This window comes from Pseudomonas salomonii, from assembly GCF_900107155.1.
GTDB lineage: Bacteria > Pseudomonadota > Gammaproteobacteria > Pseudomonadales > Pseudomonadaceae > Aquipseudomonas > Aquipseudomonas salomonii.
On the sequence record NZ_FNOX01000005.1, the window covers coordinates 273,592 to 287,707 of the forward strand.

At 60.1% G+C, this 14,116-nt stretch carries 14 protein-coding genes; 6 read left to right on the forward strand and 8 right to left on the reverse strand.

What is annotated here, in order from left to right:
• Positions 1-96 precede the first annotated feature (96 nt).
• Positions 97-1,419, reverse strand: coding sequence for a putative porin (locus tag BLV67_RS13680; protein WP_065929815.1), 1,323 nt, complete (start codon positions 1,417-1,419; stop codon positions 97-99).
• A gap of 282 nt (positions 1,420-1,701) precedes the next feature.
• On the opposite strand from BLV67_RS13680, the gene BLV67_RS13685 reads away from it, so the two are divergent.
• Positions 1,702-2,826 (forward strand): GNAT family N-acetyltransferase, encoded by a 1,125-nt coding sequence (locus BLV67_RS13685; protein ID WP_069788085.1) that lies wholly within the window; start codon positions 1,702-1,704, stop codon positions 2,824-2,826.
• A gap of 11 nt (positions 2,827-2,837) precedes the next feature.
• Here the strand turns inward: BLV67_RS13685 and aqpZ are convergent, their stop codons facing one another.
• The 5 genes from aqpZ to BLV67_RS13710 form a co-directional block, all read right to left on the reverse strand.
• The gene (gene aqpZ, locus BLV67_RS13690) at positions 2,838-3,539 is read right to left on the reverse strand and encodes an aquaporin Z (RefSeq protein WP_065929814.1); all 702 of its coding nucleotides are present in this window, start codon (positions 3,537-3,539) and stop codon (positions 2,838-2,840) included.
• Positions 3,540-3,818: 279 nt separating this feature from the next.
• Positions 3,819-5,651: an ABC transporter ATP-binding protein gene (locus BLV67_RS13695; RefSeq protein WP_069788048.1), complete on the reverse strand. Its 1,833-nt coding sequence runs from the start codon at positions 5,649-5,651 to the stop codon at positions 3,819-3,821.
• 82 nt (positions 5,652-5,733) lie between these two features.
• Positions 5,734-6,297 (reverse strand): peptidylprolyl isomerase A, encoded by a 564-nt coding sequence (locus BLV67_RS13700; protein ID WP_016979352.1) that lies wholly within the window; start codon positions 6,295-6,297, stop codon positions 5,734-5,736.
• A 3-nt stretch (positions 6,298-6,300) separates the two neighbouring features.
• Positions 6,301-7,104 carry an alpha/beta fold hydrolase gene (locus BLV67_RS13705; protein WP_069788049.1) on the reverse strand — a complete coding sequence of 268 codons (804 nt, stop codon included), beginning with the start codon at positions 7,102-7,104 and terminating at the stop codon, positions 6,301-6,303.
• Between the two features lie 14 nt (positions 7,105-7,118).
• On the reverse strand, positions 7,119-8,042 hold the full coding sequence (locus tag BLV67_RS13710; RefSeq protein ID WP_065929812.1) for a PA3225 family LysR-type transcriptional regulator: 924 nt from the start codon (positions 8,040-8,042) through the stop codon (positions 7,119-7,121).
• 49 nt (positions 8,043-8,091) lie between these two features.
• On the opposite strand from BLV67_RS13710, the gene BLV67_RS13715 reads away from it, so the two are divergent.
• The 3 genes from BLV67_RS13715 to BLV67_RS13725 all read left to right on the forward strand — a co-directional run bounded on the left by BLV67_RS13715 (position 8,092) and on the right by BLV67_RS13725 (position 10,227).
• Positions 8,092-8,406 carry a 3-phosphoglycerate kinase gene (locus BLV67_RS13715; RefSeq protein ID WP_065929811.1) on the forward strand — a complete coding sequence of 105 codons (315 nt, stop codon included), beginning with the start codon at positions 8,092-8,094 and terminating at the stop codon, positions 8,404-8,406.
• Positions 8,407-8,557: 151 nt separating this feature from the next.
• Positions 8,558-9,157, forward strand: a complete 600-nt coding sequence (locus BLV67_RS13720; protein WP_065929810.1) for an FMN-dependent NADH-azoreductase — start codon at positions 8,558-8,560, stop codon at positions 9,155-9,157.
• Between the two features lie 203 nt (positions 9,158-9,360).
• Positions 9,361-10,227 carry a carboxylate/amino acid/amine transporter gene (locus BLV67_RS13725; protein ID WP_069788050.1) on the forward strand — a complete coding sequence of 289 codons (867 nt, stop codon included), beginning with the start codon at positions 9,361-9,363 and terminating at the stop codon, positions 10,225-10,227.
• Between the two features lie 48 nt (positions 10,228-10,275).
• Here the strand turns inward: BLV67_RS13725 and BLV67_RS13730 are convergent, their stop codons facing one another.
• Positions 10,276-11,574 carry a mechanosensitive ion channel family protein gene (locus BLV67_RS13730; protein WP_069788051.1) on the reverse strand — a complete coding sequence of 433 codons (1,299 nt, stop codon included), beginning with the start codon at positions 11,572-11,574 and terminating at the stop codon, positions 10,276-10,278.
• Between the two features lie 193 nt (positions 11,575-11,767).
• Between BLV67_RS13730 and BLV67_RS13735 the strand changes: the two genes are divergently transcribed.
• Positions 11,768-13,114 (forward strand): DEAD/DEAH box helicase, encoded by a 1,347-nt coding sequence (locus tag BLV67_RS13735; RefSeq protein WP_065929933.1) that lies wholly within the window; start codon positions 11,768-11,770, stop codon positions 13,112-13,114.
• 114 nt (positions 13,115-13,228) lie between these two features.
• Here the strand turns inward: BLV67_RS13735 and BLV67_RS13740 are convergent, their stop codons facing one another.
• Complete coding sequence (locus BLV67_RS13740; RefSeq protein ID WP_065929807.1) at positions 13,229-13,504, reverse strand: hypothetical protein; 276 nt, start codon at positions 13,502-13,504, stop codon at positions 13,229-13,231.
• A gap of 155 nt (positions 13,505-13,659) precedes the next feature.
• On the opposite strand from BLV67_RS13740, the gene BLV67_RS13745 reads away from it, so the two are divergent.
• Entirely contained in the window at positions 13,660-14,049 is a 390-nt protein-coding gene (locus BLV67_RS13745; protein WP_017134854.1) for a hypothetical protein, read from the forward strand.
• The last annotated feature ends 67 nt before the right edge of the window (positions 14,050-14,116 follow it).

The following is a 14,116-nucleotide window of genomic DNA, read 5'->3' on the forward strand; positions in this document are numbered from 1 at the left end:
GTGGGTGAGTCGAACGGATGATGGGGATCGGCCCACCCACGCAAGGCTGTTGAAACCCCTCGGGCCGTCCTGGCCCAAGGGTTATTGCACACTCAGTTAGAACTTGGCTTCAGCATCCAGCTGCAGGGTGTTGGTGTTGGCATCACGCTGCGTGCGGCTGGCGTAGTCAGCCTTGGTCAGGAAGTACGTGGCGCCGAGGGCGAAGTTCTTGTCGATGTCGTAGCTGACTTTGAGCTTGTGGCCGCGCGAACCGGTGGTGCCGTTGGCGAAGTCCGAATCGGTGAAGGCGCCAACCACTGCATCACGCTGAGTATCGCGGTAGTTGTAGTCCAGGTTGAAACCGAACACCTTGGATTTGGCGCCGATCAACCAGGCGGTGTCCTGGTCGGTCACCGCATCGTTGTTTTTCACGTACTGGCCGTATAACGCCAAAGGCACGGCCAGGCCGCCGATGTCGGCTTGGGCAAAGCCTTCATAAAGGCGGAATTCGTTGTTGGCCGAGTTGCCGTTGACCGCCAGCGCGCATGGCGTGGTGGTGGTTGTGCAGCGGCTGTCCTTGTCGTTCTGGTAGGCGTAGACGCTGCCGCCCAGGGTCATTTTCAGGTTGTCGGTGAGCGAGAAGCGCGTGCCCAACTGGCCGGACGTCAGGCGCAGGTCATGGCGAAATTGCACGCCGTCGCCGTCCACGTTGTCCTTGAGGTTGTAGTTACCCAGGCTGCCGAACAGCTCGGCGCTGCCGCCCAATGGGTATTTGTAGGTGACGGCCAGGCCTTCAGGGTTGATGTCGCTATCCCAGATCACGTCGCCCATGTTCACCCACGGTTGCAGCATTTTGCCGCCGATCACGTGCAGGTTCTTGATCTGGTCCGGGTGGTAGTCGATGTAGCCCAGGTCCAGCCAGATCGACTTCTTGTCGAAGTAGTTGTCCTGGTCCTGGTTGGTGGAGCGCGCATCGTCGCTGCTGCCGGTGGCCACGCGGATGCCGGTGTCGACCTGGGAGTTGATCTCGGTGTAGGCGCCCAGGCGGGCACGGATGCGCTGACGGTCTTTGTCGCGGCCGCCGTTGTTGGATTCGCCCTGGATCTTCACGGTTTCCTGACGGAAGCGCACATCACCCTTGAGCTGGGTGCGCGCGGCCCAGGCCAGCTTCTGATCGAAGACGCTGAGGTCGTTGGTTTTTTTCGCGGTGGCCGCGATCTGCTCGTTGGTCTCTTGTTGAGCTTGCTGTGCGATCTGCTTTTCTTTCTGGTCCTTGGCTAATTCCGTTTGCAGTTCGGTGTACTGCGCAGCGGTGATCTGGCCGTTGGCCTTGAGCATGTCGAGCAATTTAGCGTCGACTGCAGCGCTGGCCGGAACGCTCAGGGCCAGCAACAGGCCGCCACACAGGGCCGCCGCAGTTTTAGTGGAAGCAAGACGCATATCAATCTCCGAAAGTGAGGAGGGATGGCAAACCATCCAGGACACAACCGACCGATGACGGACGGAAAATAGCCGCCTGGTAGAACCAGGCGCTCTAAAAACAGGCGTCAGTATCGCGACCGTTTATGACGGAGTAGTGGCTAAGTGATTTCACCTAGATGACAAATTATTTAATCTGGAACTAATTGTTTCGAGGTTTGTCCCGCTCGTTTCGAGGTGTGCCTGGCGCCGCGATAGGCGATACTCGCCAGGCTTTCACGCCAAGAAACAGAGAGGATGCCGATGCCGCTGCAACGCCTGGACAAGCTGTCTGCAATCGCCCCGCACGTCTGGGATGCCCTGGTGCCGCAGGCCCAACCCTTTGTGCGGCATGCCTTTCTGAGTGCGCTGGAAGACAGCGCCAGCCTGGGCCCGCAGTCCGGTTGGCAGCCCGAGCATTTGCTGCATTGGGAAGGCGAACGGCTGGTGGCGGCCCTGCCCAGCTACCGCAAGTGGCACTCCTATGGCGAGTACGTGTTTGATCACGGCTGGGCGGACGCTTGCGCGCGCGCGGGCATCGAGTACTACCCCAAGTTGCTGACGGCGGTGCCGTTCAGTCCGGTGAGCGGCCCGCGCTTGCTGGCCAGGAATGCCGAGGACGGGGTTGAACTGCTGGGTAGCCTGCCCGGTTATCTGGAAATCGAAGGGCTCTCCAGTGCCCATATCAACTTCACCGACCCGTTGGCCGATGCCGCACTGGCTGGGCAGGCGGGTTGGTTGCAGCGCCTGGGCTGCCAGTTTCACTGGCAAAACCGCGGTTATCGCGACTTCCAGGACTTTCTCGATGCCTTGAGTTCACGCAAGCGCAAACAGATGCGCAAAGAACGCGAGCAAGTGGCCGGGCAGGGCATCGATTTTGAATGGTTGCAAGGCCATGAGTTAAGCGAGGCGCAGTGGGATTTTGTCTACGCCTGCTACGCCAACACCTACGCGGTGCGTCGCCAGGCACCCTACCTGACCCGCGCCTTTTTCAGCCTGCTGGCCGAGCGCATGCCCGAGGCAATTCGCGTGGTGCTGGCCAAACAAGGCACACGCCCGGTGGCCATGGCCTTCAGCCTGATCGGTGGCGACAGTTTCTACGGCCGCTATTGGGGCTGCCTGGCCGAGTTCGACCGCCTGCATTTTGAAACCTGCTTTTACCAGGGCATGGACTACGCCATCGCCCACGGCCTGCAACGTTTCGACGCCGGCGCCCAGGGCGAACACAAGTTGATTCGCGGGTTTGAGCCAGTGATCACACGGTCGTGGCACTACCTGCGCCATCCCGGTTTGAAGAGCGCCGTCGAAGACTTCCTGGAACGCGAGCGGGTTGGGATTTTGGCGTATGCCGAAGAAGCGAGGGCAGCCCTGCCTTATCGGCAGGGCTGAACCCGTTTGCCTCAGGCCGGCTGCTCCTTGCCCAGCCATCGATAGGTCACTCCACCGATTACAGCGCCGAGGATCGGCGCCAGCCAGAACATCCACAACTGCTGGATCGCCCACCCGCCGACGATCAATGCCGGGCCGGTACTGCGGGCCGGGTTGACCGAAGTGTTGGTCACAGGAATGGAGATCAAGTGGATCAAGGTCAAGGCCAGGCCGATGGCGATAGGTGCAAGACCCGGCGGGGCACGCCGGTCGGTGGCGCCGAGGATGATCAGCACGAACATCGCCGTCATCACCAGCTCACAGACAAACCCCGCAGCCATCGAGTAGCCCCCTGGCGAGTGCTCGCCGTAGCCGTTGGAAGCCAGGCCGCCGGCCAGCTCAAAGCCCGGTTTGCCGCTGGCAATGAAGTACAACAGTGCAGCAGCGACGGTGGCGCCGATTACCTGCGCGACGATGTAAGCCGGTAACTCCCTGGCCGGAAACCGCCCGCCCACGACCAGCCCCACTGACACTGCCGGGTTGAGGTGGCACCCGCTGATATGCCCGATGGCAAATGCCATGGTCAGCACCGTCAGCCCGAAGGCCAGGGCCACACCCAGTAACCCGATCCCGACTGCGGGAAACGCTGCGGCCAACACCGCACTCCCGCAACCGCCCAACACTAGCCAAAACGTACCTAACCCCTCTGTGACTGAACGTTTGAACAAAGACATGCGACACGTCCTTGATAGATCGCTCTACCGTGTCAGTAAATCAGTGATGCTCCCTGCAGATTTACTTCAGCGCCCCTCTGGGCACTGCACTGATTACAGCACGCTTTTGATACAAATCCAGGCCATAAAAAAGCGCCAGGGCCCCGTGAATGAGGGCCTGGCGCCGATTAAAGGTGGGAGCTGGCTTGCCTGCGATTGCGGTGCGCCAGATAACCGATTCGGTACTGACGGTGCGTTATCGCAGGCAAGCCAGCTCCCACACTGTTTCGCAGTGGACTTTTAATCGATGCCGACAAACCCGCCGGTCTGGTGCTGCCACAACCTGGCATACAAACCACCATGGGCCAGCAATTCGGCATGGCTGCCGGTCTCGGCGATCTGGCCTTTCTCCAGCACCACCAAGCGGTCCATGCGTGCAATGGTCGACAAGCGGTGCGCAATCGCGATCACGGTCTTGCCTTGCATCAGTGTTTCCAGGCTTTCCTGGATCGCCGCTTCCACTTCCGAATCCAGCGCCGACGTCGCTTCGTCCATGATCAGAATCGGCGCGTCCTTGAGCAGCACTCGCGCAATGGCAATGCGCTGGCGTTGCCCGCCCGAGAGTTTCACCCCGCGCTCGCCCACGTGTGCATCCAGCCCGGTGCGGCCTTCGGCATCCGACAGCAGCGGGATGAACTCATCGGCGCGGGCTTTGTGGATGGCGGCGTTGAGCTCTTCATCGCTGGCATCCGGCTTGCCGTACAGCAAGTTGTCACGGATCGAGCGGTGCAGCAGCGAGGTGTCCTGGGTGATCATGCCGATCTGTGCCCGCAAGGACTCCTGTGCCACTTCGGCGATGTTCTGGCCGTCGATCAGGATGCGCCCGCCTTGCAGGTCATACAGGCGCAGCAGCAGGTTGACCAGGGTAGATTTACCCGCACCGGAGGGGCCGATCAGGCCGATTTTCTCACCGGCCTTGATCTGAAGGTTCAAGCCGCCAATGATCCCGCTCTTTTTGCCATAGTGGAAATCCACCTGCTCGAAACGGACTTCGCCGTGGGGCACTTGCAGGCGCGGCGCGTTTTCGCGGTCGGTCACCGCCAGTGGCGCCGCGATGGTTTTCAGACCGTCCTGCACCATGCCGATGTTTTCGAAGATGCCATTGACCACCCACATAATCCAGCCGGACATGTTGACGATACGGATCACCAGGCCGGTGGCGAGGGCGATGGCGCCCACTGAAATCAGCGACTGCGTCCACAGCCACAAGGCCAGGCCAGTGGTGGTGACGATCAGCACGCCGTTCAAGGTGCAGATCACCACATCCATGCTGGTGAGCACGCGCGCGGCCAACTGGGTTTTTTCGGTTTGCTCGATGATCGCTTCCTTGGCGTACTCCTGCTCATTTTGGGTATGGGCGAACAGCTTCAAGGTGGTGATGTTGGTGTAGCCGTCGACAATGCGGCCCATCAGTTTGGAGCGCGCCTCGGAGGAGATCACCGAGCGTTCTTTTACGCGGGGCACGAAGTAACGTAGCGTCAGGCTGTACAGAATGATCCAGGTGATCAGCGGGATCATCAGGCGCCAGTCCGCCTCGGCAAACAGCACCAGCGCGCTGATGGCATAGATCGACACGTGCCAGATGGCCTCCGCCGTCGCCACTGCCGAATCGCGCAGGGAGTTGCCGGTTTGCATGATGCGCTGGGCGATACGCCCGGCGAAATCGTTCTGGAAAAAATTCAGGCTCTGCTTGAGTACGTAGCTATGGTTCTGCCAGCGGATCAGGCTGGTCATGCCGGGGTTGATGGTCTGGTGCACCAGCAAGTCATGCAGGCCATTGAAGACCGGACGCAGCAGCAGGGCCACCACGGCCATCCAGATCAGTTCGGCACTGTGAATCTGGAAAAAATTCGCGGGCGGTGTGCCTTGGGCCAAATCGATAATGCGGCTCAGGTAGCTGAACAGCGCCACTTCGATCAACGCACCGATCAGGCCGACCACCAGCAAGGCGGCAAAGCTTGGCCATACCTGGCGCAGGTAGTAGAGGTAGAAAGGCAGGACTTTATCAGGAGGGGCGGCGCTGGGGGCGTCGCGGAAGATGTCGATCAGTTGTTCAAAGCGACGATAGAGCATTCAGTCTGACGCCCGCGTTGCGGGCTCTCCTTTCAAATGCGCACGCGGCGTTGTGGGCTGCGTGCGGAGCTTGCTGCGGACCTCAGTCGATGCGCTTGGCCGACTTGATCACAACAGGATCGATTGGCACGTTTTGCATGCCTTGCTTGGTAGTGGTTTGCGAGTTGACGATAACGTCGACGACGTCCATGCCCTTGACCACTTTGGCGAACACGGCATACCCCGCATCGCGGCCCGGGTCGAGGAAGGCATTGTCGGCCACGTTGATGAAGAATTGGCTGGTGGCCGAATTTGGATCATTGGTGCGTGCCATCGACAAGGTGCCGCGCACGTTATGCAGGCCGTTGCTGGCTTCGTTCTTGATCGGCGCTTCGGTCGGCTTCTGCGACATCTGCGCGGTGAAACCGCCGCCCTGGACCATGAAGCCCGGGATCACACGGTGGAAAATCGTGTTGGTGTAGAAGCCTTTGTCGACATAGGCCAGGAAGTTCTTGGTGCTGATCGGCGCCTTGACCGGGTCCAGTTCGATTTCGATGTCGCCGTTGGTGGTGGTGATCAGGACGTGAGGGGCCTTGGCAGGCTCAGCAGCCATCAGGTTGGCTGCGAACAATACGGAGCCGGCAAAGAAGGCGATTTTTTTCAGCATGGGTCAGTGATCCTGGGTAGTGGTTTCGACTGTCTTTAGAAAATCGAGCAAGGTAGCGTTAAAGACTTCGGGTTGGTCCAAGGGCGTGGCATGGCGGGAATCCTTGATCACCACCAGCCGCGCATCGGGCAGCAGTTTTACATAGTTTTCTTTCTGCGCCACGGGGGTGTAGTCGTGGTCGGCGCTGATGACCAGCGTAGGACAGGTAATTCCGGAAAGTTGTTCCTGTACGCCCCAGCCGACAATCGCATCGAAGCTGGCGAGATAAGCACGTTTGTCGTTTTTTGCCCAGCGTTCGGCCATTTTGCGCCGCAGGTCGGCTTGCTCGGGCTTGGGGAACAGCCGATCGCCCAGGGCCTTGCCAATGGTGGCCAGGCTGAGCACGCGCGCCAGGCTCCAGCGCTTGGCCCATTGCCAGTAATCATCGGCGCTGCGCACCTTGACCTCCGGCGCGCTGTTGACGATGCACAGGCTCTTGACCCGCGCGGGCTCGTCCACGGCCAGCTGGAACGCGATCATGCCGCCCATGGACAAGCCGACGACATGGGCGGGCGGCAGGTTCAGGTGTTCGATCAACGCCAGCAGATCGAAGGTAAAGCCCTGGATGCTGTAGCGCTCGCGGGGTTTGTCGGAGCGACCGTGACCGCGTACATCCACCACGATCAGGCGGTAATACCGAGCCAGCACCGGAATCTGCAATTCCCAATCCTGGCTGCTGGAACCCAGGCCGTGGATCAGGAGCAGCGGGGTGCCGTGACCGTATTCCTCGTAATGCAGGCTGCAGCCTTCGTGGTCGAACCAGGCCATGGGTGAACTCCGTTTCAGGCTTGCTGGGGCGCGGCGAAAGGTGCGTCCAGGGGAGCGGTGTCAAAGGTGCGCAACAAATCGATAAGAATCTGCGTGGCCGGCCCCAGGGGTTTGTCTTTGTTCGAGTACAGGTAGAACGTCGGGTTGCGGCTGCCACCCTTTTCCAATGGCAGCTGCTTGAGCAGGCCATCCTTGAGTTCGCGCTCGATCAAGTGCCGGGGCAACCAGGCGAAGCCCAGGCCGCTGCTGACGAAGGTGGCGGCGGTGGGCAAGCTGCCGACGGTCCAGCGCTGTTCGGCGCCCAGCCAGCCGACATCGCGCGGCTGTTGGCGGCCGGAGTCACGGATCACCACTTGCATCTGGCTTTCCAGGTCCTGGAAGCTCAGCTCGCGGTTCAGGCGATGCAGCGAGTGGTCGGGGTGGGCCACAGCGATAAATTCCACGTCACTCATTTCGGTGCCCAGGTAGCCCGGAATGATGAAACTGCTGATGGCCAGGTCAGCCATGCCATCTATCAACAGCTCTTCAACCCCCGACAGCACTTCTTCACGCAGGCGCACGCGGCAGCCACGGCTTTGCGGCATAAAGGCGGTGAGGGCGCGCACCAGCCGCGCATTCGGGTAGGCGGCGTCCACCACCAGGCGTACTTCGGCTTCCCAGCCCTGTTCCATATGGTGGGCGAGGTCTTCCAGCTGGCTGGCGTTTTTGACCAGTTGCCGCGAGCGGCGCAACAGTACTTCACCGGCCTCGGTGAGCACGGCCTTGCGCCCGTCGATGCGCAGCAATGGCACGCCGAGCTGGTCTTGCATGCGGGCCACGGTATAGCTCACCGAGGACTGCGAACGGTGCAGCGCTTCAGCCGCCTGGGCGAAGCCACCGTGGTCGACCACGGCCTGCAGCGTGCGCCATTGATCGAGGGTAACGCGGGGCGCTTTCAAGATGAGCTCCTCTTGTCCTAAGCTGGCGGTCCTTATTGGAGACTGCCGAATGAGAAAATTCTGTTGTGTGTTGCTGGCGCTGCTGCCGATGAGCGCGTTTGCCTATCCCACCGACGTGACTAAAAAGATCGAGGGCGTGAGCATTGACTACACGGCGTCCGACGTCGACAACGACATCAGTTCGATACAGCTGAATAATTACGGCACCAATGACGCGGTGTGCTCGGTAACCTTCACCAACGGCCCGGAATCACCGCGTCGCCGCACGGTCACGGTGCCGGCAGGTAAAAGCACCAACACCACGGTCAAATTCACCCGCTCGATTATCAAGATGCGTATCGCCCTGGCGTGCGCTCCAAAATAACGCGGCAGCGGAGCATGCCCACAGCAGTACTCCGCTTATAAACAAATTTATAGATGGGTTATAGCAGTTTTTTACGCTTTTTTATCGAATTAGCTCTGTTTAATCTTCACTCCATCGCCTTACAGCATTTACAGATGGAGCCTACCCAGCCATGTCCAATGTTCTGATCATCGAAAGCAGCGCTCGCCAGCAGGATTCGATCTCCCGCCAGCTGACTCAACAGTTCATCAGCCAATGGCAGGCCGCCCACCCGGCGGATCAGATCACTGTGCGTGATGTGGCCCTCAACCCGGTCCCGCACCTGGACGCCAACCTGCTCGGCGGCTGGATGAAACCCGCCGACCAGCGCAGCGGCGTCGAACAGGCGTCCCTGGACCGCTCCAACGAACTGACCGACGAATTGCTCGCCGCCGATGTGCTGGTGATGGCTGCGCCGATGTACAACTTTGCCATTCCCAGCACGCTTAAAGCCTGGCTGGACCACGTGCTGCGCGCCGGTGTGACCTTCAAGTACACCGCCACCGGCCCGCAGGGTCTGCTGACCGGCAAGCGCGCCATTGTGTTGACCGCCCGCGGTGGCATCCACACCGGCGCCACCTCCGATCACCAGGAACCGTACCTGCGCCAGGTCATGGCGTTTATTGGGATTCATGACGTCACGTTCATTCATGCCGAAGGCGTGAACCTGAGCGGTGACTTCCAGGAGAAGGGCATCAACCACGCCAAAGCGCTGCTGGCACAGGTCGCATAACGCTTTAATCGTCACATAATCGCGCGGTGTTTATATCGCTCCACGCAAACCCTTCAAGTACGCGTATCGAACCTCCCTTTGCACTTGTTGCTCCTGAGTGCTCCTGCCCGACTGCCGCTATAGCGAGGTCGGGTTTTTTTTGCCTTGAGTTTCAGTAAACGCCGAAAACCTTTAATGTCCCGCCCATTCGAAACGAGGCGCGCATGGGCTATTTACTGGTTGTCACCCTGATTCAGGCATTTTCCTTCAGCTTGATCGGCGAATACCTCGCCGGTCACGTCGACAGCTACTTCGCCGTGCTGGTGCGTGTGGTATTGGCCGGGCTGATTTTCATCCCGCTGACCCGTTGGCGTTCGGTGGCACCGCCCTTCATGCGCGGCATGTTGCTGATCGGCGCGCTGCAGTTCGGCGTGACGTATGTGTGCCTGTATTTGAGCTTTCGCGTACTCACGGTGCCGGAAGTATTGCTGTTCACCATCCTCACACCGTTGCACGTGACCCTGATTGAAGACGCGCTTAACCGCCGTTTCAACCCGTGGGCATTGATTGCTGCGCTGGTGGCCGTGGGCGGCGCGGCCGTGATTCGCTTCGACCAGATCACGCCGAACTTCCTGATGGGCTTCTTGCTGCTGCAACTGGCCAACTTCACTTACGCCGCCGGGCAGGTGATGTACAAGCATTTGGTGGCGCGTTATCCGAGTGATTTGCCGCACTACCGGCGCTTTGGCTACTTCTACGTGGGCGCCTTGATCGTGGTGCTGCCGGCGTTCCTGCTGTTCGGCAAAACCAACTTCCTGCCCGAAGCGCCGCTGCAGTGGGGTGTGCTGGTGTTTCTCGGGCTGGTCAGCACGGCGCTGGGCATGTACTGGTGGAACAAAGGCGCCTGCCTGGTCAACGGCGGCACATTGGCAGTGATGAACAACCTGCATGTGCCGGTGGGGTTGCTGTTGAACCTGCTGATCTGGAATCAGCACGAGCCGCTGGGGCGCTTGGCGTTGGGTGGGTTGGTGATTCTGGGGGCGGTGTGGGTCAGTCGCTTGGGTGTGCGTACGGACGCGATCCACCGCTGAGGCTAGTGTGGGAGCGGGCAAGCCCGCTCCCACAGGGAATGGATGGCGTTAGGCAGATTCGTTTTCCAGGGCTGGCAAATGGCTGGCCCCCAACACCGCCGGCACCATCCCCGCGCGCAAATCATTGCCACTCGGCTGCTGATACAGGCTCAAGCCAAACTCCGGCAGCACCGCCAGCAAATAATCAAAGATATCGCCCTGGATGCGCTCGTAATCGGCCCACGCCGTGGTGCGCGTGAAGCAGTAGATTTCCAGTGGCACGCCTTGGGCGGTGGTTTGCATCTGGCGCACCATGCAGGTCATGTTCGGCTGAATATCCGGGTGGCTTTTCAAGTAGGCCAGGGCGTAGGCGCGGAAGGTACCGAGGTTGGTCATGCGGCGGCGGTTGGCCGACAGTTGCGCGCTATGGCCCTGGGCTTCGTTCCAGGCCTTGAGTTCGGCCTGCTTGCGGCTGATGTAGTCGGTGAGCAGGTGCACCTGGGTCATGCGCACTTCTTCGTCGTCGCGTAAAAAGCGCACGCCGCTGGCGTCGATATACAGGCTGCGCTTGATACGGCGCCCGCCGGACGCCTGCATGCCGCGCCAGTTCTTGAACGACTCCGACATCAGGCGCCAGGTCGGGATCGAGACGATGGTTTTGTCGAAGTTCTGCACCTTGACCGTGTGCAGGGTGATATCCACCACGTCACCGTCGGCGCCGACCTGGGGCATCTCGATCCAGTCGCCGACCCGCAGCATGTCGTTGCTGGTCAGCTGCACGCTGGCCACAAACGACAGCAGCGTGTCCTTGTACACCAACAAAATCACGGCCGACATGGCACCCAGGCCCGAGAGCAACAACAGCGGCGAACGGTCGATCAAGGTGGCGACGATGATGATCGCGGCAAACACGAACAGCACCATCTTCGCCAACTGCACATAGCCCTTGATCGAGCGGGTGCGGGCATGTTCGGTGCGTGCGTAGATATCCAGCAAGGCGTTGAGCAGGGCGCTTACGGCCAGCGTCATGAACAGGATGGTGAACGCCAGCGCCACATTGCCGATAAACACGGTGGCGGTCTTGCTCAGTTCGGGTACCAGGTACAGGCCGAACTGGATCACCAGGGAGGGCGTCATCTGCGCCAGGCGGTGAAAGACTTTGTTATGCCGCAGGTCATTGAGCCAGTGCAGCGCCGGTTGCCGGCCGAGCAGTTTGATGGCGTGGAGGATGAGGTAGCGCGCTACCCGTCCGACCAGTAAGGCGACTACCAGCAATATCAGCAAACCCAGGCCGGAATGCAGCAGTGGGTGTTCATCGAGGGCGCCCCAAAGGTCTTGGACGTTGAGCCAGAGCTGTTTGATATCCATGGGTAAAACCGATTCTTCTGTAAGACAACACGGGCCGATTAGAGCATTTATGTGCAACAAAGTTGGTTTTGTGGACAAATCTGCTGACAAAAAAGCAGCTGATTAGCGCCATTCGCGTAAAGAAACTCGGTTTGAGCGCCCGAAACCGTTACCCTATGCAGCTGATATTTTGTATTTCTTCGAGGTAGCACCCGTGTTTTCCCAATTCGCCCTGCACGAACGCCTGCTCAAAGCCGTGGCCGAGCTTAAATTTGTCGAGCCTACGCCTGTGCAAGCAGCGGCCATCCCGCTCGCGCTCCAAGGGCGTGACCTGCGGGTGACGGCGCAAACCGGCAGCGGTAAAACCGCCGCTTTCGTCTTGCCGGTGCTGAACCGCCTGATTGGCCCGGCCAAAGTCCGCGTGAGCATCAAGACCCTGATCCTGCTGCCGACCCGCGAGCTGGCCCAGCAGACCTTGAAGGAAGTGGAGCGCTTTTCGCAGTTCACCTTCATCAAGTCCGGCATCATCACCGGCGGTGAAGACTTCAAGGTCCAGGCCGCCATGCTGCGCAAGGTGCCCGACATCCTGATCGGCACTCCAGGCCGCATGATCGAGCAGCTCAACGCCGGCAACCTCGACCTCAAGGAAGTCGAAGTGCTGGTGCTCGACGAAGCCGACCGCATGCTCGACATGGGGTTTGCCGACGATGTGCAGCGCCTTGTGGCCGAGTGCGTCAATCGCCAGCAGACCATGCTGTTCTCCGCCACCACCGGCGGTTCGACCTTGCGCGACATGGTTGCCAAGGTGCTCAACAACCCAGAGCACCTGCAGGTCAACAACGTCAGCGACCTGAACGCGACCACGCGTCAGCAGATCGTGATGGCCGACCACAACGTACACAAAGAACAGATCCTGAACTGGCTGCTGGCCAACGAGACCTATCAGAAGGCCATCGTCTTCACCAATACCCGTGCAGCAGCCGACCGCATCTACGGTCGTCTGGTGGCTCAGGAATACAAGGCGTTCGTGCTGCACGGCGAGAAAGACCAGAAGGACCGCAAACTGGCCATCGACCGCCTCAAGGCCGGCGGCGTGAAGATCCTGGTCGCCACTGACGTTGCCGCCCGAGGCCTGGACGTGGATGGCCTGGACATGGTCATCAACTTCGACATGCCCCGCAGCGGCGACGAGTACGTACACCGTATCGGCCGTACCGGGCGTGCCGGCAACGATGGCCTGGCCATCTCGCTGATCTGCCACGGCGACTGGAACCTGATGTCGAGTATCGAGCGCTACCTCAAGCAGTCGTTCGAGCGCCGCTCCATCAAGGAAGTCAAAGGCACCTACACCGGGCCGAAGAAGGTCAAGGCGTCGGGCAAAGCCGTTGGCGTGAAGAAGAAAAAGACCGACGCCAAGGGCGATAAGAAGAAAACCGGTGCCAAGTCGCCGACCAAGCGCAAGATCGCCAACCGGCCGAAGACCGACAACCTGTCGCTCGTCAGCAAGGACGGCATGGCGCCGCTCAAGCGCCGCAAGCCAGAAGCGCCAGCTGCCGAATAAGGCCGCTGATACAAAAAAACCGGACGCTGTCCGGTTTTTTTATGACCTCAGTTAATCGTTCCTACGCTCTGCGCGTGAATGCCGCCAGGGGCGCTCCGCGTCCCTTTGTGGTGGTTAATTTTTCGCTTTGTCGGCCGCATCTTTCAGCTCCTTGAGGCGCTGGTCGATCAGTTGGCACTTGTCCGGCAGGTCCGCGCTGGCGGTTTCCAGGTTCATGTGCTGCAACTCATCGTTGATTTCCTTGGCCTTGGCCGGGTTTTGCTGGGTCAGCCGGGTCACTTCCTTGGCCAGTTGTTCGCGTTTGGCCGTGGCCTCTTCCGGCGTGCAGGCCCAGGCAGGCAGGGCGCTCAGCAGCGTGGCGGCGATGGCCAGGTTCATCAGGGTTTTCATGGTCGGACCTCCTTGGCAGTAATGTGCAGTTGAGGGGGCGAACGTCTGGAAAGTTCAGAGAAATGACGCTTGTCTATTCGGGTGAACGGCCAGAGCACGGTCGTGTCATTACTTCTAACGGGCCACCTTTTAATCTGCCCGCAGGAGGAATCAGGATGACGACTTATAACTGGGATCTGATCGAGCGACTGCTGCATGAAGTGCAGAATGGGGAAGGCAGCTTTGCGCCGCGCAAATACGCCGAGCAGGAAGCGGCCGAGAAGGCCACGGCGGGCGAATCCACCGGTAACCTGGACGCGTTGAAAAAGACCGCCGCCGATTACGAAGCGCTGTTGTTCAAGCGTGGTTTCATTGAATCGCGCCCGGAAGAAGAGGGCGGCAATGGTGAGAACTTCATTCTCACGGCGCTGGGCGCGCAGCTGCTGGCCCTGATCGACAGCTCAATTCCGGGCAACGACCACCCGCGCCAAGTGCTGGACGAGCAGGCCGACGCGCTGGACCCGGCGACGTTTGCCGAAGTGGCTTCCAAGGCGCAGATTGCCTGAAAAAGCACACTCTAACTAAACATGTGGGAGCGGGCTTGCTCGCGAATACAGTGTGTCAGTCAATAGA

What these genes read in the sequence shown, in the direction of transcription:
- aqpZ (WP_065929814.1), bottom strand. Translation starts at nt 3,539, where the DNA reads ATGTCTTTGTTCAAACGTTCAGTCACAGAGGGGTTAGGTACGTTTTGG.
- BLV67_RS13680 (WP_065929815.1), bottom strand. Translation starts at nt 1,419, where the DNA reads ATGCGTCTTGCTTCCACTAAAACTGCGGCGGCCCTGTGTGGCGGCCTG.
- BLV67_RS13715 (WP_065929811.1), top strand. Translation starts at nt 8,092, where the DNA reads ATGAGAAAATTCTGTTGTGTGTTGCTGGCGCTGCTGCCGATGAGCGCG.
- BLV67_RS13720 (WP_065929810.1), top strand. Translation starts at nt 8,558, where the DNA reads ATGTCCAATGTTCTGATCATCGAAAGCAGCGCTCGCCAGCAGGATTCG.
- BLV67_RS13685 (WP_069788085.1), top strand. Translation starts at nt 1,702, where the DNA reads ATGCCGCTGCAACGCCTGGACAAGCTGTCTGCAATCGCCCCGCACGTC.
- BLV67_RS13700 (WP_016979352.1), bottom strand. Translation starts at nt 6,297, where the DNA reads ATGCTGAAAAAAATCGCCTTCTTTGCCGGCTCCGTATTGTTCGCAGCC.
- BLV67_RS13745 (WP_017134854.1), top strand. Translation starts at nt 13,660, where the DNA reads ATGACGACTTATAACTGGGATCTGATCGAGCGACTGCTGCATGAAGTG.
- BLV67_RS13730 (WP_069788051.1), bottom strand. Translation starts at nt 11,574, where the DNA reads ATGGATATCAAACAGCTCTGGCTCAACGTCCAAGACCTTTGGGGCGCC.
- BLV67_RS13740 (WP_065929807.1), bottom strand. Translation starts at nt 13,504, where the DNA reads ATGAAAACCCTGATGAACCTGGCCATCGCCGCCACGCTGCTGAGCGCC.
- BLV67_RS13725 (WP_069788050.1), top strand. Translation starts at nt 9,361, where the DNA reads ATGGGCTATTTACTGGTTGTCACCCTGATTCAGGCATTTTCCTTCAGC.
- BLV67_RS13695 (WP_069788048.1), bottom strand. Translation starts at nt 5,651, where the DNA reads ATGCTCTATCGTCGCTTTGAACAACTGATCGACATCTTCCGCGACGCC.
- BLV67_RS13705 (WP_069788049.1), bottom strand. Translation starts at nt 7,104, where the DNA reads ATGGCCTGGTTCGACCACGAAGGCTGCAGCCTGCATTACGAGGAATAC.